Source organism: Neorhizobium sp. CSC1952 (assembly GCF_030378245.1).
GTDB lineage: Bacteria > Pseudomonadota > Alphaproteobacteria > Rhizobiales > Rhizobiaceae > Neorhizobium > Neorhizobium oryzae_A.
This window is the reverse complement of the sequence record NZ_CP128416.1, coordinates 4,413,356-4,432,835: the sequence shown is the minus strand read 5'-3', so window position 1 is coordinate 4,432,835 and position 19,480 is coordinate 4,413,356. Positions and strand designations below refer to the sequence as shown.

General features: G+C 63.4%; 16 protein-coding genes. 10 read left to right on the top strand and 6 right to left on the bottom strand.

From position 1 onward, the window contains the following. Positions 1-9 precede the first annotated feature (9 nt). Positions 10-1,833, top strand: coding sequence for a monovalent cation:proton antiporter-2 (CPA2) family protein (locus tag QTA58_RS21395; protein ID WP_289670725.1), 1,824 nt, complete (start codon positions 10-12; stop codon positions 1,831-1,833). Between the two features lie 7 nt (positions 1,834-1,840). Here QTA58_RS21395 and QTA58_RS21390 read toward each other — a convergent pair whose 3' ends face one another. Then, positions 1,841-2,317 (bottom strand): MarR family transcriptional regulator, encoded by a 477-nt coding sequence (locus tag QTA58_RS21390; RefSeq protein ID WP_289670723.1) that lies wholly within the window; start codon positions 2,315-2,317, stop codon positions 1,841-1,843. A gap of 48 nt (positions 2,318-2,365) precedes the next feature. On the opposite strand from QTA58_RS21390, the gene QTA58_RS21385 reads away from it, so the two are divergent. Continuing rightward, entirely contained in the window at positions 2,366-3,292 is a 927-nt protein-coding gene (locus QTA58_RS21385) for an alpha/beta hydrolase (RefSeq protein WP_289670722.1), read from the top strand. 67 nt (positions 3,293-3,359) lie between these two features. Further along, positions 3,360-3,968, top strand: a complete 609-nt coding sequence (locus tag QTA58_RS21380; RefSeq protein ID WP_289670721.1) for a pyridoxamine 5'-phosphate oxidase family protein — start codon at positions 3,360-3,362, stop codon at positions 3,966-3,968. Positions 3,969-4,010: 42 nt separating this feature from the next. Here QTA58_RS21380 and QTA58_RS21375 read toward each other — a convergent pair whose 3' ends face one another. Both QTA58_RS21375 and fumC read right to left on the bottom strand, forming a co-directional pair. After that, a complete protein-coding gene (locus QTA58_RS21375; protein ID WP_289670720.1) occupies positions 4,011-5,081 on the bottom strand; it encodes a GGDEF domain-containing protein in 1,071 nt (356 codons plus the stop codon). Between the two features lie 269 nt (positions 5,082-5,350). Further along, entirely contained in the window at positions 5,351-6,742 is a 1,392-nt protein-coding gene (gene fumC, locus QTA58_RS21370) for a class II fumarate hydratase (RefSeq protein WP_289670719.1), read from the bottom strand. A gap of 381 nt (positions 6,743-7,123) precedes the next feature. Here fumC and QTA58_RS21365 point away from each other — a divergent pair, with 381 nt between their 5' ends. Further along, positions 7,124-9,079 (top strand): murein L,D-transpeptidase, encoded by a 1,956-nt coding sequence (locus QTA58_RS21365; RefSeq protein ID WP_289673262.1) that lies wholly within the window; start codon positions 7,124-7,126, stop codon positions 9,077-9,079. Between the two features lie 45 nt (positions 9,080-9,124). On the opposite strand, the gene QTA58_RS21360 is transcribed toward QTA58_RS21365, so the two are convergent. Next, entirely contained in the window at positions 9,125-9,826 is a 702-nt protein-coding gene (locus QTA58_RS21360; protein ID WP_289670717.1) for an HAD family hydrolase, read from the bottom strand. Between the two features lie 192 nt (positions 9,827-10,018). On the opposite strand from QTA58_RS21360, the gene rpiA reads away from it, so the two are divergent. The 4 genes from rpiA (at position 10,019) to QTA58_RS21340 (ending at position 14,391) form a co-directional block, all read left to right on the top strand. Beyond that, entirely contained in the window at positions 10,019-10,714 is a 696-nt protein-coding gene (gene rpiA, locus QTA58_RS21355) for a ribose-5-phosphate isomerase RpiA (protein WP_289670716.1), read from the top strand. Positions 10,715-10,732: 18 nt separating this feature from the next. Further along, a complete protein-coding gene (locus QTA58_RS21350; protein WP_085424320.1) occupies positions 10,733-11,332 on the top strand; it encodes a DUF2059 domain-containing protein in 600 nt (199 codons plus the stop codon). 116 nt (positions 11,333-11,448) lie between these two features. Next, positions 11,449-12,837 (top strand): glutathione-disulfide reductase, encoded by a 1,389-nt coding sequence (gene gor, locus QTA58_RS21345; protein ID WP_085424321.1) that lies wholly within the window; start codon positions 11,449-11,451, stop codon positions 12,835-12,837. Positions 12,838-13,017: 180 nt separating this feature from the next. Then, complete coding sequence (locus QTA58_RS21340; protein ID WP_289670713.1) at positions 13,018-14,391, top strand: 3-deoxy-7-phosphoheptulonate synthase class II; 1,374 nt, start codon at positions 13,018-13,020, stop codon at positions 14,389-14,391. Positions 14,392-14,482: 91 nt separating this feature from the next. Here QTA58_RS21340 and QTA58_RS21335 read toward each other — a convergent pair whose 3' ends face one another. Both QTA58_RS21335 and QTA58_RS21330 read right to left on the bottom strand, forming a co-directional pair. Continuing rightward, positions 14,483-16,213, bottom strand: a complete 1,731-nt coding sequence (locus QTA58_RS21335; RefSeq protein WP_289670712.1) for a pilus assembly protein TadG-related protein — start codon at positions 16,211-16,213, stop codon at positions 14,483-14,485. 1 nt (position 16,214) lies between these two features. Next, complete coding sequence (locus tag QTA58_RS21330; protein ID WP_289670711.1) at positions 16,215-16,637, bottom strand: TadE/TadG family type IV pilus assembly protein; 423 nt, start codon at positions 16,635-16,637, stop codon at positions 16,215-16,217. A gap of 299 nt (positions 16,638-16,936) precedes the next feature. On the opposite strand from QTA58_RS21330, the gene QTA58_RS21325 reads away from it, so the two are divergent. Further along, entirely contained in the window at positions 16,937-18,610 is a 1,674-nt protein-coding gene (locus QTA58_RS21325) for an NAD+ synthase (protein WP_289670710.1), read from the top strand. A gap of 17 nt (positions 18,611-18,627) precedes the next feature. Then, the gene (locus QTA58_RS21320; RefSeq protein WP_289673260.1) at positions 18,628-19,467 is read left to right on the top strand and encodes a TolB family protein; all 840 of its coding nucleotides are present in this window, start codon (positions 18,628-18,630) and stop codon (positions 19,465-19,467) included. Positions 19,468-19,480: the final 13 nt, after the last annotated feature.

Genomic DNA, 19,480 nt, shown 5'->3' with positions numbered 1-19,480 from the left:
ATGTGAACATTGGCGGCTGAAGCATATTCGAGCGATCTCGCACAGGTCGTCGTCCTGCTGGGCGCGGGCGTCGTCGCCGCGCCGCTCTTCAAGCGTGCGGGGCTCGGGTCCGTGCTGGGTTATCTCGCCGCCGGACTGGCGATAGGTCCCTTCGGCCTCGGCGTCTTCTCCGATCCGCAAGCCATCCTGCACGTGGCCGAACTCGGCGTCGTGATGTTCCTCTTCATCATCGGCCTCGAAATGCAGCCGTCCAGGCTCTGGGGCATGCGCAAGGACATCTTCGGCCTCGGCGCCTTTCAGGTGATCGCCTGCATCGCCGGGCTGACGGGGATCGGCCTCGCCTTCGGCTTTCCGTTCGGTCCTTCCTTCGTCGCCGGCACCGGTTTCGTCCTGACCTCTACGGCGATCGTCATGCAGATGCTGCAGGAGCGGAACGCGCTCTCGACGCTGAAGGGCCAGCGCATCGTCGCCATCCTGCTCTTCGAGGATCTGGCGATCGTGCCGCTTCTGGCCCTCGTGACGCTGGTATCCACGGGAGAGGCGACCGCGACGCCCATGGAACGCTGGACGTCGATCGGCATCGCGATCGCGGCGGTCGCCGCCCTGATTCTCGCTGGACGCTACCTGCTCAATCCGTTCTTCCGGCTTCTCGCGGCCTCCGGCGCGCGGGAGGTCATGACGGCGGCTGCCCTCCTGGTGGTCCTGGGTTCGGCGCTCGCCATGCAGATGAGCGGCCTTTCCATGGCGATGGGAGCGTTCCTGGCCGGCGTGCTCCTGTCGGAGTCGTCGTTCCGCCATCAGCTCGAGGCCGATATCGAACCTTTCCGCGGCATCCTGCTCGGCCTCTTCTTCCTGGGCGTCGGCATGGCGATCGATCTTGCCGTCATCGCCGCCAACTGGCAGATCGTGGTCGCCGGCGTCGTCTGCTACATGATCCTCAAGGCGCTGATCATCTATGTCGTCGCACGGCTGCTGCGAACCTGTCACAGCGAAAGCTTCGAGCGCGCCGTCCTGATGGCGCAGGGCGGGGAATTCGCCTTCGTCCTCTATGCCGCGGCGATGTCCGAGGGGGTCATCGACGCGGAGACCAATGCGATCCTGACGGCAACCGTCATCATATCGATGGTCCTGACGCCGCTGATGGTGATCCTGCACGATCGCATGACGCCGGAACAGGAGCCCGATACGGAAGGGCTCGCCCTGCCGGAAAATGTCGAAGGCTCGGTCCTGATGATCGGCTTCGGCCGCTTCGGACAGATCGTCAGCCAGCCGCTGCTGGCGCGGGGCTACACGCTTTCGATCATCGACAAGGATGTGGAATTCATACGCGACGCGGGCGATTTCGGCTTCAAGGTCTTCTATGGCGACGGGTCGAGGATCGACATCCTTCACGCTGCGGGCGCGGATACCGCCAAAGCGATCCTGCTCATGGTGGATGACAAGGAGGCCGCGATCAAAACGGCGGAAATCATCAAGGAGGAGTTTCCGCTCGTTCCGCTGCTGGCACGCGCCTATGACAGGGGCCATGCCATCGACCTCATTCACGCCGGCGTCGACTACCAGATCCGCGAGACCTATGAATCGGCCCTGACTTTCGGCAGGGAAGTCCTGCATGTCCTCGGGGAGGAACCCGAAATGGCCGACCAGCTGGTCGAGGAGTTCCGCTCCGTCGACCAGGAGCGCTTCGCGCTCGAACTGGTCGGCGGAATCTATGCGGGACGCTCGCTGATCCGGGGCAATGCAAGCCCGGCCGATCTCGTGGCCGCAAGAACCGCGCAGGAGCGCGAAAGACGCGCGGCGGAGCAGGCGGAACTGAAGGAGCAGCCCTCGTAGGCGCCGGTCAGGCCTGCTCGGTCTCCCCGGCGTTTTCCGCCTGCAGCGCCAGGATGATTCTTTCCATCGACTCGGCCATCGCATGGCACTGCTCGATCGGCGTCGAGGAAAGCGTCCGCTCGATCAGCGCCGTCTGGATCGCCATCGCCTCCTCGGCAACGGCCCGGCCTTCCTGCGTGAGATGGAGGCGCAGCACGCGCTTGTCCTTCTGGTCGCCGCGGCGTTCGACGAGGCCGCGCTTTTCCATCTGCGGCAGCGTCATGCTCATGTTGGAGCGGCCGACCAGCAGCTTGCGGGCCAGTTCCTGCTGCGAGATCCCTTCGAACCGGTAGAGGTTGACGAGGATGTCGAGATGCGGCGGCTTGATGTCGAGGCCGGAAAGCTCGCGCGTCAGCACGGTCTGCATGAGCTGGCAGGCCCGTGCCACGGCGACCCAGCTCTTAAAACGCGGATGATCCCAGGGGAGGGATTGATTTTTGTTCATGCTTGTACTTTATTGTTCAATATTGAACATTATGGGACTTCCCCCACTATGCCAAACTTTGCACTCAAGGTCATCCGTCTCGCCTTCGCCATGTTGGGAGGGTTGTTTCCTCAAACCGCGGCAAAGCTCGCCTTTGCGCTTTTCTGCCGCACGCCGTCGCGCCGCCCGAAAGGCGAGAAGGCCAGGATAATGGAGGCGGAGGGCCGGGAGAGGCTTTCAGGCGCTGAGAAGATTCCGTTTCCGGTCGGGAAGTCCACCGTCATGGCCTATCGCTTCAACGGCGACGGCACGTCCCGGCGGCCGCGCCATCTGGTCGTGCACGGCTGGGGTTCGAATGCGGCCTATATTTCCGCCCTGCCGCTGGGGCTCGCGGAAACCGGAGCCGAGGTCGTGGTGCTCGATTTTCCGGGCCACGGCCTTTCGAGCGGCCGCAGCCTCAACATGCGACAGGCGGTGGAGACCATTGTGGAGGCCGAACGGCGCTTCGGCCGTTTCGACGTGGCGGTCGGTCATTCCTTCGGCGGTGCTGCTTTGATGCTTGCGGCCGGCGGCGTGATGAAGGGGGCAGGTGCGATTTCGCCTTCGAAACTCGCCGTGATCGGATCGCCCAGCCATATCCATTGGCTGTTCGACGATTTTTCGCGGATGGTCGGGCTGGCGCCACGCGTCAAGGCATTGCTGATCCGGCATGCGGAGCAGGTGGCGGGAGCCTCCCTCGACGATTTCGACACGGTTGCCGCCGCCGCGCGGCTCGGCAAGCCCGTGCTGGTCGTGCATGCGGAGGACGACAAGGAGGTCGCATCCCACCATGCCCGCCGCTTCGGCGATCTTGCGACGGCGCAGCTCCACTGGGCGAACGGTCTCGGCCACCGGCGCATCGTCAGCGATCGCGCCGTCATCGAAACGATCGGCGCATTCCTGTCGAAGGATATGCCTCCGGTTCATGAGCCCGCCGGAAGCGGTGCGGCCGCTTGATCCCCGAAACCTGTCATCATACTGTCACCCGCGCCGGCTAAGGCCGGAGCGATTGCGGGGACGATCCATGACCATCATCACATCCGTCGAGGAACTGAAGGCCATCTACGATGGCGTATCCGAGGCTTCGCTCGCCAAGGTGACCAGGGTGCTGACGCCGGAATACCGGCAGATGATCGAGGCCTCTCCCTTCGTGGCGCTCGCGACCGTCGGGCCGGAAGGCCTCGACTGCTCACCGCGCGGTGATCTGGGCGGCGCCGTGCGGATCCAGGACGAGGCGACGCTGCTTCTTCCCGACTGGCGCGGCAACAACCGCATCGATTCGCTTCTCAACATCGTCCGCGATCCGCGCGTGGCGCTGATGTTCCTGGTGCCGGGCTCCAATACGGCCATGCGCATCAACGGCCGGGCCGTCGTCTCGGTGGAGCCCGCGCTGCTGGAAAGCTTCGAGATGGACGGCCGGCATCCGCGCAGCGTGACCGTCATCACCATCAACGAGGTCTATTTCCAATGCGCCCGGGCGCTGATGCGGGCGGATCTCTGGAACCCGGAGCATTTCGTCGATCCGAAGAGCCTGCCGACGCCAGGTACCCTGCTGAAGGCCGCCAAGGCCGATTTCGACAAGGAAACCTACGACCGCGAATGGCCGGAGCGCGCCGCTAAGACGATGTGGTAGGCGGCGATCGAAGAGCCGGTCCGCGTTCGGGTCGCCTGAAATCTACGTCCTGTAGATCAGCCAGTTCTTGCCGACATAATCCTTCTTCATGCCTTCCTCGAAGAGGACGCTGCGGTTCCGGCCGCCGTTCTTGGCATGATAGAGCGCGGTATCGGCATCGGCATAGAGCTCGCCGGGATCGCCTGCCTGCGATCCCATGGCGAAGCCGAGGGAGAGGGTGACCGGGCCGTAATCGACGCCCGAGCGGGAATTGCGGAAGGTGCGGGTCTCCAGCGCGCGGCGAACCCGCTCGCAGAGGATCATGACCTCTTCGGGCGTATTGCCTTCGACGATCATGGCGAACTCCTCGCCGCCGGAACGGGCGACGAAGACGTCCTTGCGGACGTTGGAACGGATCACGGAGGCGACGCTCGCGAGGATCTTGTCTCCGACCGGATGCCCGAAGCTGTCGTTGATCTTCTTGAAGTTGTCGATGTCCGCGAGCACGAGCGCCACGACGGGCAGGACGGCGGAATTGTTGTAGATCGATGCGAGACGTTCGTCGAAGGCGCGGCGATTGGCGATGCGGGTCAGCGAATCCGTATTGGCGATGCGCTTGTATTCGTCGAGTTCCTTGCGGACCTGGTCCATTTCCTGCGACCGCTCAGCGACACCGCCGACCGTCTTTTCCCCATGCGCGATCGTGGTGCCGGTCGCTTCGTTGAGCAGCGAGATGGCATTGCTCAGGAGTTCGGTCGAGAAATTGGTCTTGGAATTGATCCGCTGCGCGGTCTCTCCAAGCAGCCTGCTGTAGCTTTCCAGCGAGTTCTGCTCCTGACGCAGGAGCTTCAGAAGGGAATCGAGCTCCCCGAGAAGTTTGGTGTGCGCGTTCTCGACGACCTCCACCTGCCCGGTTCCGAGATAGCGATGCGAGAGAAGGTCGAGATCTTCCTGCGTTGCTCGGCTGCCGAGCGCTGCAAGCTCCCGGGTCAGGTCGGGGTTCGAGCCGATATAGGCCTCATAGAACAGTTGATAGTTGCGGGGGATGGGCGCAACGCCCATCGATCGCACCGCATAGATGATCTGACCGATCAGATCGCCAGATTGCGCCTTCGGCGCCGTTGCCGTCGTCATCGACGATCCCCACTGATTCCGCCCGTCTGTAATGACCAGATTTAATATATGAAAAATATTGGAAAAGAATTAAGGGTCCGCTCTGAAGAGCTTGTTCTTAATTTATTTCGCCATCAGGCGTTAACCAAATCCGTTTTGAAAGGAAAAGCTTGCGGGACGCCGCACGAAAGCCGTCTCACCTACAAAACGTTAAACATCGAGCGGATGTAAAAGCCCCGCAGTCCGTCGAGACGCGGGGCTTCTTTCGTTCGATACGCCGGTCAGGTCCGTTATTTTGGACCGATCATGTTTTCCGGCCGGACATACTGGTCGAATTCCTCGTTCGTCAGGTATCCGCCGCCGACCGCTTCTTCGCGCAGCGTCGTGCCGTTCTTGTGGGCGGTCTTGGCGATCTTGGCGCAGATGTCGTAGCCGAGCCTGCCGTTGAGCGCGGTGACCAGCATCAGCGAGTTCTCGACGCCGCGCTTGATATTGTCCTCGCGGGCTTCGATGCCGACGACGCAGTTGTCGGTGAAGGAGACGGCGGCGTCGCCGAGGAGCTGGACCGACTGCAGGAAGTTGTAGGCCATCATCGGATTGTAGACGTTGAGCTCGAAATGGCCCTGGCTGCCTGCGAAGGTGAGGGCCGCATGGTTGCCGAAGATATGGGCGCAGACCTGGGTGAGCGCCTCCGACTGGGTCGGATTGACCTTGCCCGGCATGATCGACGAGCCGGGCTCGTTTTCCGGCAGCGACAGTTCGCCGAGGCCGGCGCGCGGGCCGGAACCGAGGAAGCGGATGTCGTTGGCGATCTTGAAGAGGGCCGCGGCTGCCGCGTTGATCGCGCCATGCGCGAAGACCATCGAGTCGTGCGAGGCGAGCGCTTCGAACTTGTTCGGTGCCGTCACGAAGGGCAGGCCGGTGATCTTCGAGATTTCCTCGGCCACCTTTTCCGCGAAGCCGACCGGAGCGTTGAGGCCCGTGCCGACGGCCGTGCCGCCCTGGGCGAGCTTGCTGAGAGCGGGGAGCGTCAGCTCGATATTGGCGATCGCCGAGGCGACCTGCGCGGCATAGCCGGAGAATTCCTGACCGAGGGTCAGCGGCGTGGCATCCTGCGTATGGGTGCGGCCGATCTTGATGATGTGGGCGAACGCCTTGACCTTCGCTTCGAGCGCCTCATGCAGGTGCTTCAGCGACGGGACGAGGTGGTGGACGATCTGCTCGACGCAGGCGATGTGCATGGCCGTCGGATAGGTGTCGTTCGACGACTGGCTCATGTTGACGTGGTCGTTCGGGTGGACGGGCTTCTTGGAGCCCATCACGCCGCCAAGCATTTCGATCGCGCGGTTGGAGATCACCTCGTTGGCGTTCATATTCGACTGCGTGCCGGAGCCGGTCTGCCAGACGACGAGCGGGAAATGCTCGTTGAGCTTGCCGTCGATGACTTCCTGGGCCGCTTCCACGATCGCCTTGCCGAGCGCGGGATCGAGACCGCCGAGCGCCATGTTGGCGCGGGCCGCCGCCTGCTTGACGATGCCCAGCGCACGGACGACGGCGAGCGGCTGCTTCTCCCAACCGATCTTGAAGTTGCCGAGCGAGCGCTGCGCCTGAGCCCCCCAATAACGGTCGCCTGCCACTTCGATCGGGCCAAACGTATCGGTTTCGGTGCGGGTCGATGCCATCTTCGCTGCCTCTGCTTTCTCGTGGTCGCCTGCCGGCCTCGGGTCTTCAACAACGCGTTACCGCGCCGGGACGCCGGCGGCGGCATTACTATACGATTGGCATGCGTCCGCAAGACGGGAAAGCAGGCTTTTTGGGACGTTTCCGGCGTGCCTTTTATGACACGGGACGCGGAATTGTGCAGCATTTTCCTTTCTCGCTTGTTGCCGCAGCCGCCCGGCGTCAGTAAAAATTTAACGAATATTTTCTTAACCTTCTGCCCGCGCACCGGCGCTCTTTCCCGGCAGGGCGCGAGCCGGTCGGGATGCTCGTGCGTTTCTTTCCATCCCTTACGCGATCGGTTAGATGGCGTGATGATATTCGGGCCCGCGGACAAGTCGCGGATGCAGGTGACGGGGACGACATTGCAGCACAAACACAAGAAAACTTCGATCGCACTGGCGTTCGTGTCGGGAGTTTCCATCTTCACCGGAGCGGCCGCTCCCGCCCATGCGATAACCCTGATGGACCTCCTGCGCGGCGGGCCAGGCGCCGACAGGGCGCGGCAGGCGGACAATCGCCTGCCGGGCGTCGACACGGGCCGCAGGGGCATGCCGAGCGAGCGGGCGCTCGCCGATCCGGAACCGCTGCCGAAGGTCTCCGGACCACGCTACTACACCTATAAGCCGGATGCCGAGCGTCTGGTGAAGACCGCCGGCTTCGCCGCGGCCGCCGCAACCGACGGCGCACGGTTCCTCGCCGCGGCCAAGATTTCCGCGCCGGCGGAGATCGCGGCTGCCCTCGAAGCCTTCTACGGCAAGACGGCCGCGCCGCTCTGGATTTCCGAAGGCGACGTGAACGAAAAGGCGAAGGGTGTCCTGGCCCTCTTCGAGCGCGCCGGCGAATACGGCCTCGATCCGGCCGATTACCTGCTGCCCGTTCCGTCGCTGACGACGGCAAGCGTCGCTCTGCCTGCCGACACGGCCGCCGAGGTCGATGCCGATGCGCAGGTCGATCTCGCCGCGACGACCGTTTCGGCATCTCCCGCGGATTCCCACGACCGGGAGCTGATGCAGTTCGAGCTGGCACTGTCGGAAAAGGTGCTGACGTTCGCTCAGGACATGCTGCGCGGCCGCATCGATCCGAACAGGGTTTCCGGCTATCACGATTTCAAGCGCAAGGACGTGAAGCTCTCGCTGGTCCTGCCCTTCGCGAAGAACGGAGCGGATGCCGCAGCCTATCTGGAGGGCCTTGCGCCGCAAAGCGCGCATTTCCAGGCGCTGAAGGCAGAGCTCGCCAAGCTGCGTGCCGAGGCTGAGGGCGACGGTCCGGGCATCTCCCTGCCGGGCGACCTCCTGCTGAAGCCCGGCAGAAGCAGCCCCGACATGGCCAATGTCATCGCGGCGATCGAGAGGGCCGGCTCGGAAGAGCTGAAGACCAAGCATGCGGCAACGCTCGCCGCCTACCAGCAGACGCCGGAATACACGCCGGAACTCGTCGAGGTGGTGAAATCCTTCCAGGCGGAAGCCGGATTGAAGCCGGACGGCGTGATCGGTGCGGCCACCGTCCGTAAGATGGTCGGCCATACGTCGCAGGACAAGATCGCCAAGCTGGTCGTCGCCATGGAGCAGGCGCGCTGGCTGCCCGACGATCTCGGAAGCCGCTACGTCTTCATCAACCAGCCGGCCTTCATGGTCTATTACCATGATCACGGCGCCGAGCAGTTCTCCATGCGGGTGGTCGTCGGCTCCAAGTCGAACCAGACCTATTTCTTCCAGGATGAGATCGAAACCGTCGAATTCAATCCCTATTGGGGCGTGCCGCAGTCGATCATCATCAACGAGATGCTGCCGCATCTGCGCCGGGACCCGAGCTATCTCGACCGGCTGGGTTACGAGGTCTCGGTCAACGGCCGCGCCGTCTCGTCCAGCAGCGTCAACTGGTACGGCTCGACGCAGAACATCGCGGTGCGCCAGCCGCCTTCGAGCGACAATGCGCTGGGCGACCTGAAGATCCTCTTCCCGAACAGCCATGCGATCTATATGCACGACACGCCCTCGAAGAGCTTCTTCCAGCGTGACATGCGGGCGCTGAGCCATGGCTGCGTCCGGCTTGCCGAGCCGCGCAAGATGGCGGCCGCCGTGCTCGGCACGACCGTCGAGGACGTCAATGCGCGGATCGCTGCGGGCAAGAACGTCGCCGCCCGGGTGACGGCGAAGATTCCCGTCTACGTCTCCTATTTCACCGCCTGGCCGAACAAGGACGGCAAGGTGGAGTATTTCGACGACGTCTATGGCCGCGACGCGGCGATGATGAAGGCTTTCGACGCGACCACCAAGGTCCGCGCCGCCCATAGCTGAGTCCGGATTTTCGATTGAGGCAGAAGGCGGCCGCGGGCCGCCTTCCTATTTGGCCGCGGCTGCGAGCCTGGCTTCACGGGACATCAGCTTTTCCACCAGATCCGCCGTCAGTTCGCCATAGCCGCCGATGACGTGATCCGGATCGAGCTTGTCCACGGGGACGTCCGAATAGCCGAAGCTGACGGCGATCGAAGGAATGCCGGCATTGCGGGCGGCGAGAATGTCGTTGACGCTGTCGCCGACCATGACGCTTGCGGCGGGATCGCCACCCGCCCGTTCGATCGTCCCGAATATGTGGCGCGCATCAGGCTTGCGGACCGAAAACGTATCGCCGCAGGTGATCGCCGCGAAACGATCCGAAAGGCCGAGCTTTTCGATCAGCGGGAAGGCGAGCTGCTCGGCCTTGTTGGTGCAGATGGCGAACCGCATGCCGGCAGACGACAGGCCATCGAGGCATTCGACGACGCCCGTGTAGGGGCGGCTCTTGCCCGGCATATGCGCCTCGTAGTGCTCCATGAAGCGGCCGAACAGGCGCTCGGCCGTCGGCTCGTCGAGCGGCGTCTTCCTCAGCTCGAAGGCGCGGCGGATCATGACGCGCACGCCCTGGCCGACGAGATGGGTGAGGTCATCGAAGGTGACGGGGGCGAGGCTTGCGGCCTCGATCGTGTGATTGAGGCTGTCGATCAGGTCGGGTGCGGTATCGATCAGAGTGCCGTCGAGATCGAAAATGACGAGGGGAGCGGTCAATGAAACCTCGCGAAGGTCTGTCGGGATATCTCCCCGATTAAGCAATGCTGCCGTGAAATGCAAATATGCAAGATTCGCGCTCCCGGCAAAACCCGGCTCAAAACCCCGCTCCAAAACCGACCGGGGGACTTTCGTTTGCCGGAGGAGGCGTGTAAACAGCGGTTCGGCGAAACAGCGGGGAGCTTTTGGCGGATGGACGCCCGGGAAATGAAGGTCAAGGCGGCCGAGGCCGCATTGGCATATGTCGAAGACGGCATGAGGCTCGGCATCGGCACCGGTTCGACGGCGGAGGAATTCGTAAGGCTGCTGGCCGAAAAGGTTCACGAGGGCTTGCGGGTCGAGGGCGTGCCGACGTCCGAGCGTACCGCAAGGCTCTGCGTCGAACTCGGCATTCCGCTGAAGTCGCTCGAGGAGCTTCCCGAACTCGATCTGACGATCGACGGCGCCGACGAGGTCGATGCCGACCTGACCCTCATCAAGGGCGGTGGCGGCGCGCTGCTGAGGGAGAAGATCGTCGCGGCCGCGTCGAGCCGCATGATCGTGATCGCCGACGAAAGCAAGCTTGTCGCGATGCTCGGAGCCTTTCCGCTGCCGATCGAGGTCAATCCCTTCGGCCAGACGGCGACGCGGATCGCGATAGAGAAAGTTGCGGCAAGGCTGGGGTTGAGCGGCGAGCTGAAGCTGCGCAAATCCGGTGACGATGTCTTCACCACGGATGGCGGCCACCACATTTTCGACGCATCTTTTGGCCGCATTCCTGATGCAGAGGCTCTCTCGCGGGAGCTGAATTCCATTCCCGGTGTCGTCGAACACGGGCTGTTCATCCACATGGCGTCCTTTGCGATCATTGCCGGCGAGGCTGGAGCGCGGACGCTCGAGAAGAAGTAAAATTAGGAGCAACAACTCATGATCAGATTCGCGGTTCTCGGCCGTGCCGCCGCCCTGGCCATCCTCTTCTCCGGCGCCTTCACGGTATCGGCTCGCGCTCAGGAAGTCTCGGACGCCCAGCTTGCCGCCGCGCGGGAAGCGATTGCTGCGCTGAACGTCACCGATCGTTACGACAACATCCTGCCCAACCTTGCGGAACGCCTGAAGGCGCAGTTCATCCAGGCCTCTCCGAACTTCCAGGAGCAGATCTCCAGCGTGGTCGACGAGCAGGCGCTGGCGCTTGCCTCGCGCCGCGCCGACCTCGAGAAGGAAGCCGCGACCATCTACGCCAAGAGCTTCTCGGTCGACGAATTGAAGGCGATCTCCACCTTCTTCAACACCGATACCGGCAAGAAGCTGCTCACCAACCAGCCGCTCGTCAGCCGCGAGCTGGTGAAGGCGGCCGAGATCTGGGCGAACGGCATTTCCCGCGACCTCACCAACCAGAGCACCGAGAAGCTGCGCGGCGTGATCGACGCGACGCCGATCCAGGCTCCGGTGGTCGATACCGGTTCGGCAGAAGCCCCGGCTGCAGCCGCACCCGCCAAGCCTGCTCCGACCCCGGCGCCGAAGCCCTGACCGGATACCGGCCCCAGCGAATTTTGTGAAAGCCCGGATCGCTCCGGGCTTTCCCTTTTTCGCATCGGAACACTATATGAAGGCGATCCCGCTGCCTCGTCCGAAGGAGAATTTTGATGGCCGCCTATGACTACGATCTCTTTGTGATTGGCGGCGGATCGGGCGGGGTGAGGGCGGGCCGCGTCGCCGCCTCGCTCGGCAAGCGCGTCGCGATCGCCGAGGAATACCGGTTCGGCGGCACCTGCGTGATCCGCGGCTGCGTCCCGAAGAAGCTGTTCGTCTATGCCTCGCAATATGCCGAGCATTTCGAGGATGCCGTGGGTTATGGCTGGCAGGTCGGGGAAAGCACCTTCGACTGGAAGAAGCTGATCGCCGCCAAGGACAAGGAGATCGCCCGCCTCGAAGGCCTCTACCGCCGCGGACTGGAGAACAACGGTGCGGAAATCCTCGAAACCCGTGCGGAGCTGGTCGATGCCCATACGATCCGGCTGACGAAGACCGGCAAGACGGTGACGGCCGAGAAGATCGTCATCGCAACCGGCGGATCGCCCAATCCGCATGCGGCGCTGCCCGGCCACGAGCTCTGCATCTCCTCCAACGAGGCCTTCGACCTGCCGGAATTGCCGCGCTCGATCCTGATCGCCGGCGGCGGCTATATCGCGGTCGAATTCGCCAATATCTTCCACGGCCTCGGCGTCGATACGACGCTCATCTATCGCGGCAAGGAAATCCTCTCGCGGTTCGATCAGGACATGCGCCAAGGCCTGCACAAGGCGATGGTGGAAAAGGGCATCCGGATCGTCCTGACCGACGTGATCGAGGAGGTGACGAAGGCGCCGGCCGGCGGGCTTGTCGCCCGTACCCTTTGCGGGGAGACGATCGCCGTCGACACGATCATGCTGGCGCTCGGCCGGGATCCGAACACGAACGGACTGGGCCTGGAGGCGGCGGGCGTCGAGGTGAACGAGCGCGGTGCGATCGTCGTCGACGAATATTCCCGCACCAGCGTGCCGCATATCTATGCGCTCGGCGACGTCACCGACCGGGTACAATTGACGCCGGTGGCGATCCATGAGGCCATGTGCTTCATCGAAACCGCCTTCAGGGACAACCCGACCGCCCCGGACCACCAGCTTATCCCGACCGCCGTCTTCTCGCAGCCGGAGATCGGCACCGTCGGCCTTTCGGAAGAAGAGGCGGCCAAGCGCTATCAGGAGCTCGAAATCTACCGCGCCGAATTCCGGCCGATGAAGGCGACGCTGTCGGGTCGCGCGGAGAAGATGATCATGAAGCTCATCGTCGATGCCGCAAGCCGGAAGGTACTCGGCGCCCATGTTCTCGGCCACGACGCGGGCGAGATGGCGCAGCTTCTCGGCATTTCCCTGAAGGCCGGCGTCACCAAGGACGATTTCGACCGCACCATGGCCGTCCATCCGACGGCGGCGGAGGAGCTCGTCACCATGTACAATCCGAGCTACCGCGTCAGGAACGGCGAGCGCGTCTGAAGCATCCGCAACCGGGCTTGGCTCACCGCAAATCAGGCACGAAACCCGCGGCGTCTTTGTCGGACAATGCGGCTATGCAAGGCTCGTGTTAAGGTTTATAAGCCGCCTCAATTTTGAGGACGGATGCCCGGCAGACAGTCGCCAAAGGGGCGATCGCCGCGGCGAGAGCAGGTGAGTGAAATGGCACAGAATTGGACCCCGAGCAGTTGGCGGAACAAACCGATCCAGCAGGTCCCGGACTATCCGGACCAGGCCGCGCTGGCAGCGACGGAAGCCCAGCTCGCGACCTTTCCGCCGCTCGTCTTTGCCGGCGAGGCACGCCGCCTGAAGAAACAGCTCGCCAATGTCGCGGAAGGCAACGCCTTCCTGCTCCAGGGCGGCGACTGCGCCGAGAGCTTCGCGGAACATGGCGCCGACAATATCCGTGACTTCTTCCGCTCGTTCCTGCAGATGGCCGTCGTGCTGACCTATGGCGCCCAACTGCCGGTGGTCAAGGTCGGCCGCATCGCCGGCCAGTTCGCCAAGCCGCGCAGCAACTCCCACGAGACGCAGGACGGCAAGACGCTGCTCACCTATCGAGGCGACATCGTCAACGGCACGGATTTCACCGAGGAAGCGCGCACGCCCAATCCGGAACGGCAGCTCGATGCCTACCGCCAGTCGGCCGCGACGCTGAACCTGCTGCGCGCCTTCGCGATGGGCGGCTACGCCAATCTCGAAAACGTTCACAAGTGGATGCTCGGCTTCGTGAAGGATAGCCCGCAGGGCGAGCGCTACCGCAAGCTCGCCGACCGCATCGGCGAGACGATGAATTTCATGCAGGCGATCGGCATCACCTCGGAAAACAATCCGAGCCTGCGCGAGACCGATTTCTTCACCAGCCACGAGGCGCTGCTGCTCGGCTACGAGGAGGCGCTGACCCGTGTCGACTCCACCTCCGGCGATTGGTACGCGACCTCCGGCCACATGATCTGGATCGGCGACCGCACCCGCCAGCTCGACCATGCGCATGTGGAGTATTTCCGCGGCATCAAGAACCCGATCGGCCTGAAATGCGGCCCCTCGCTGCAGGCGGACAACCTGATCGAGCTGATCGATGCCCTGAACCCGACCAACGAGGCCGGCCGCCTGACGCTGATCTGCCGTTTCGGCTACGACAAGGTCGCCGACTGCCTGCCGAAGCTCATCCGCGCCGTCGAGCGTGAAGGCAGGCAAGTCGTCTGGTCTTGCGATCCGATGCACGGCAACACGATCACGCTGAACAGCTACAAGACCCGTCCGTTCGAGCGGATTCTCTCGGAAGTCGAAAGCTTCTTCCAGATCCACCGCGCCGAAGGCACCCATCCGGGCGGCATCCATGTGGAGATGACCGGCAAGGATGTGACCGAGTGCACCGGCGGCGCCCGCGCCGTCAGCGCCGAGGACCTGCACGACCGTTATCACACCCATTGCGATCCCCGTCTCAACGCCGACCAGGCGCTGGAACTCGCTTTCCTGCTCGCCGAGCGGATGAAGAGCGGCCGCGACGAGAAGCGGATGGTCGCCAACGGCTGAGCCGTTCGGCGCGGTTCTCGACAGTTGCAAATGAAAGAAGGCCGGCGAGGGGGAGCGCCGGCCTTCTTCATTTTCTCGTCCGGGGCTGAACTTACTGGACGAGAACGGGATTGCGGCAACTGAGGCCCGTCACCCGGACATCGGCTTCGCCGATGCGCACGCCGAGCGTCAGGAGCAGATTGTAGACCAGGGTATCGAGAGGCTTCGTGAGCGTCGCCAATGTATCGGCGAGCGCGGCCTGGATGAGCGTCGGCGTGCCGATCGCCAGCGGCCCGAGCTTGATCTCCAGTTCCAGCCGTTTCAGAAGCGAGGTGACGAGGCTCGTCAGAGTGTCCCTGGTGGAGACGTTCATGACCTTGCCGGAGGTGATGTCGTTGGCCGAGAAGGTCAGCGTCTTCTTGGTGAGATTGCCGGCGTTGATGTCGGCCTTTCCCGTGATGCTGAGCAGCACCGTGGAGAGGATATTCGCCTTGGTGACGCGCGGCGTGGTGCCGAAGTTTTCGAACGCGGCCTGATTGACGTTGCCGAGCCCGATCGCCGCGACGCCCGGCACGACCTCGACGTCGACGCTGCCATTGCCGTGAGTGCCGCCATAGCAGCGGATATCGGCAAGCCGTGCCTCGGCATGCGCGACCTCGAGATAGAGCGGCACTTCCACCTTCAGTCCGGCGATTGCAGCAAGGCCATCGACGACGACGTTGAGGGCAAGCCGCGTCTGCGCGGTGCGGACGATGGTGCCGGGGCCTCCCACGGCGTTCGGCGGCGTGCCGACCGGCGGCTCGCCGATGGCGATTGTGAGCGTCACCTTGCTGAGGCCGGGAATGCTGACATTGAGGTCGACGCCGATCTGCTTGCCGCCGTTGCCGGCCACCGCAGCCGCCGTAATGACGTCCATCAGGGCCGCCTTCACGGCGAGACCGTCACCCTGTCCGACCAGCCTTTCGGACAATGGTCCCAGCGCCAGGATTTCTTCCAGCCTGAGCTTGACCTGCGTGCGGTTGACCGTCTTTTCGAGTGTGTTGAGGATGGCGCGGACGGACGGCGTGAGACCGGTCGCCTTGCCGAGCGCCTGCAGAAACTGCCCGTAGGTGATCTCGGTCTTGAGCACCTCGGAATAGGTGCCGGCGGTGAGCCCGAGATCGATCGCCAGTCCGTCGAGAACGTGAAGGAGGTTGACGTCGGCATCGATCAACGCCTGATAGTCCATGACTTTCAGCGAGACGGTCGTGCCGAGAAGCTGGCCGAGCAGCGCGTTGACGATGCCTTCGTTGAGGCTGGCAAGACGCGAGCCGACCGAGAAGGCGGCGAGCTTGTCGGCAGAAGCCGTGCCGGTGGCCGCAAGCAGGGGGGCTTCGGCGAAGCTGTTTGCGAAGAAGATCCGGCTCTTCTGGTGCATGGTCACGCGGACGGCATCGTAAGGCGTTGCGCCGGCCTCGAAACGGGTCTCCACCGGACGCGACGGATCGGCCACATAGCGGCCTTTCGTCAGCTCGGCATAGGCGTCGTAACTCTCGAAGAGGTGTTCGGGGTCGAATGGAATTTTTCCCTGGGCCGTCAGCAGCCCGGTATCCGTCCGCACGGCAAAATTCTGGTTGTTGAGCGTGAAATAATCGAGCGCCGCCTTTTCGGGGTCGTTCAACTGCCCGGTCGCGGCAATGGCGGCAAGGTCGGCGGAACTCTGGAGCTGTCGCTGCTGCAGGGTCAGGTAGCCGTAATCCACGCCGAGCGCCAGGGCGCCGATGACGAGCGGCAGCGTGAGGGCCGCCGATATGGCCACATTGCCCGATGTGTCGCGACGAAGAGCTTGAACGAACCTGCGCATGTCAGATACCTCCGATCCGCATCGTCGAGAAGCGCCGGATATGCGGGTCCGGCATGGCGTAGCTGTAGAGGCTGAAGATCGGCAGCTCGCTGGCGTCGTAATCGACGGAGACGGTGAATTGATTGGGGTTCTGCGGGTCGTCCCGCACCTGAAGGGTGAAGTTCCTCATGTCCAGCAGGGCATGATTCATGGTCGACATGGTGAAATAGTTCCGCACGAGCTGTTCGCGTTCGGCCGGGTTCAGCCCGGCCACGGCCGTGCGGGCGGCGTCGGCGGCGATCTGCTGCACCGCGTGGGCGGCGCTCAGGTAGATGCCGTAGCCGATCAGGCTGAAGAGCGTGAGGAAGAGGATGGGCGCCACGATGGCAAACTCAACCGCCGACCCTCCCGACCGGCATTTCATCAGCGATAGGAGACGGTTCATGTTTATTCTCTCCCGCTAAATAAGTATTTTAGAATATAATAATCGACAGGTGCTAATGGCCGATTAACGCTTCATCATAAATTGCATTAGAAAATTGAAACGTAATTTAAGGCTGCGTATCTCCCGATTGACGGAGATGGCAGGGGCAGGACGAGGGGCGCGAAATCGGGGGAACCAAGTTCTCTTCCCTCGAAGACGGCGCCGGCGCAGTCAGCGTAGCTTCGCGGATCACGGCGGCGGCTCGCAAAAAACTCCTGGAACACGTTGCGGCCTTTCACAGGGAACGCTAAATCCATCTCATGACCCAGGACATCAGCCAGACCCTTCGCATTGCTGTCGCTCAGCTCAACCCGACCGTCGGCGATGTCGCCGGCAATCTGGCCCTCGCGCGTGAGGCGCGCCGGGATGCCGCGCGGGAGGGGGCCGACCTCGTTCTCTTCACGGAGCTTTTTCTCTCCGGCTATCCGCCCGAAGATCTCGTCCTGAAGCCGGCCTTTCTGGCTGCCTGCCTCAAGGCGGCGGAGCAGCTTGCCGCCGATACCGCCGATGGCGGGCCGGGCGTCATCGTCGGTTTTCCCCGCCAGGGCAAGGAGGGGCGGCACAACTCGGTTGCGGTCCTCGACGGCGGCAAGGTGATCGCCATCCGCGACAAGATCGACCTGCCGAACTATGGCGAGTTCGACGAGAAGCGCGTCTTCGTCGCGGGTGAGATGCCGGGACCGGTCAATTTCCGCGGCGTGAGGATCGGCATTCCGATCTGCGAGGATATCTGGGGCGAGCTCGGCGTCTGCGAGACGCTCTCCGAAAGCGGGGCCGAAATCCTGCTCGTGCCGAACGGTTCGCCCTATTACCGCGGCAAGGTCGATATCCGCCATCAGGTGGTGCTGAAACAGGTCATCGAGACCGGACTGCCGATGATCTATGCCGCCCAGCTCGGCGGCCAGGACGAACTGGTCTTCGACGGCGCGAGCTTCGCCTTCAATGCGGACAGGACGCTTGCCTTCCAGATGAGCCAGTTCGAGCCGGCGATCACGGTCACGGAATGGAAGAGGGCCGGCGACACGTGGCGCTGCACGCGCGGGCCGATGGCGCGCATTCCGGAGAAGGAGGAGGCGGACTACCGCGCCTGCCTGCTCGGCTTCCGCGACTACGTCAACAAGAACGGTTTCAAGTCGGTCGTGCTCGGCCTCTCCGGCGGCATCGACTCCGCGCTTTGCGCGGCGATCGCCGTCGACGCGCTCGGCGAGGAGCGGGTGCGCACCGTCATGCTGCCTTATCGTTACACGTCCGAGGATTCGCTGAAGGACGCGGCCGACTGTGCCAAAGCGCTCGGCTGCCGTTACGACATCGTGCCGATCGCCGAGCCCGTCGACGGTTTCTTGTCGGCGCTGTCGGAACTCTTCGAAGGGACGGACGAGGGTATTACCGAGGAGAACCTGCAGAGCCGCGCCCGCGGCACCATTCTCATGGCGATCTCCAACAAGTTCGGCTCGATGGTGGTGACGACCGGCAACAAGTCGGAAATGTCGGTGGGCTACGCGACCCTTTACGGCGACATGAACGGCGGCTTCAATCCGATCAAGGATCTCTACAAGATGCAGGTCTATGCGCTCTCCGCCTGGCGCAATCGGCACCTGCCGCCGACCGCGCTCGGGCCGACGGGCGAGGTGATCCCGAAGAACATCCTTTCCAAGGCACCGTCGGCGGAACTGAGGCCCAACCAGACGGACCAGGATTCCCTGCCGCCCTATCCGGCGCTGGACGACATTCTCGAATGCCTCGTCGAGATGGAAATGGGCACGGAGGAGATCGTCGCCCGAGGCCACGACGCCGCGACCGTGCACCGCATCGAGCACCTGCTTTATCTCGCCGAATACAAGCGGCGGCAATCGGCGCCGGGCGTGAAGATCACCAAGAAGAATTTCGGCCGCGACCGGCGCTATCCGATCACCAACCGGTTCAGGGACCGGTAGGGGAGCCGGCCATGGCGCTGCGCAGCTCGGTCGAGGTCTTCGACATCCGTACCCGCCGGAACCGCGTGGTCTGGCAGACGGAAGAACTGTTCGAGGCGCCGAACTGGTCGCCGGACGGACGCTATCTGATGCTGAACAGCGAGGGATCGATCTACCGCCTGTCACCGGATGGCGACGGCGAGCCCGAGCTGGTGGACACGGGCTTTGCCCGGCAGTGCAACAACGACCACGGCATCTCGCCGGACGGCGCCCTGATTGCCGTCTCGGACAAGGTGGAATTCGGCAAGTCGGCGATCTACGTTCTGTCGGCGGAAGGCGGCGTGCCGAGATTGGTGACGAAGAACCTGCCGTCCTACTGGCACGGCTGGTCGCCGGACGGGAAGACATTCGCCTATTGCTGCATCCGGGACCAGGTCTTTGACATCTATACGATCGGTATCGAAGGCGGCGAGGAGACGCGGCTCACCTTCGGCGAAGGCCGCAATGACGGTCCGGACTATTCGCCGGATGGAAAGTGGATCTATTTCAACTCCAGCCGCACCGGCCTGATGCAGATCTGGCGCGTGCCGGCCGAGGGTGGTCCGGCCGAGCGGATCACAAACAGCAATTACGGCGACTGGTTTCCGCATCCATCACCAAGGGGTGACAAGATCGTCTTCGTCTCCTACGACGCCGATGTCTTCGACCACCCGCGCGACCGGAATGTCAGGGTCCGGCTGATGGATATGGACGGCGGCAATGTCGAGACGCTGTTCGATCTTTTCGGCGGGCAGGGCACGATGAACTCGCCCAATTGGGCGCCGGACGGCGATGAATTCGCCTATGTGCGGTATTTCCCCGTCGCATCGGCGGCTTGAACGGCTGTGGTCT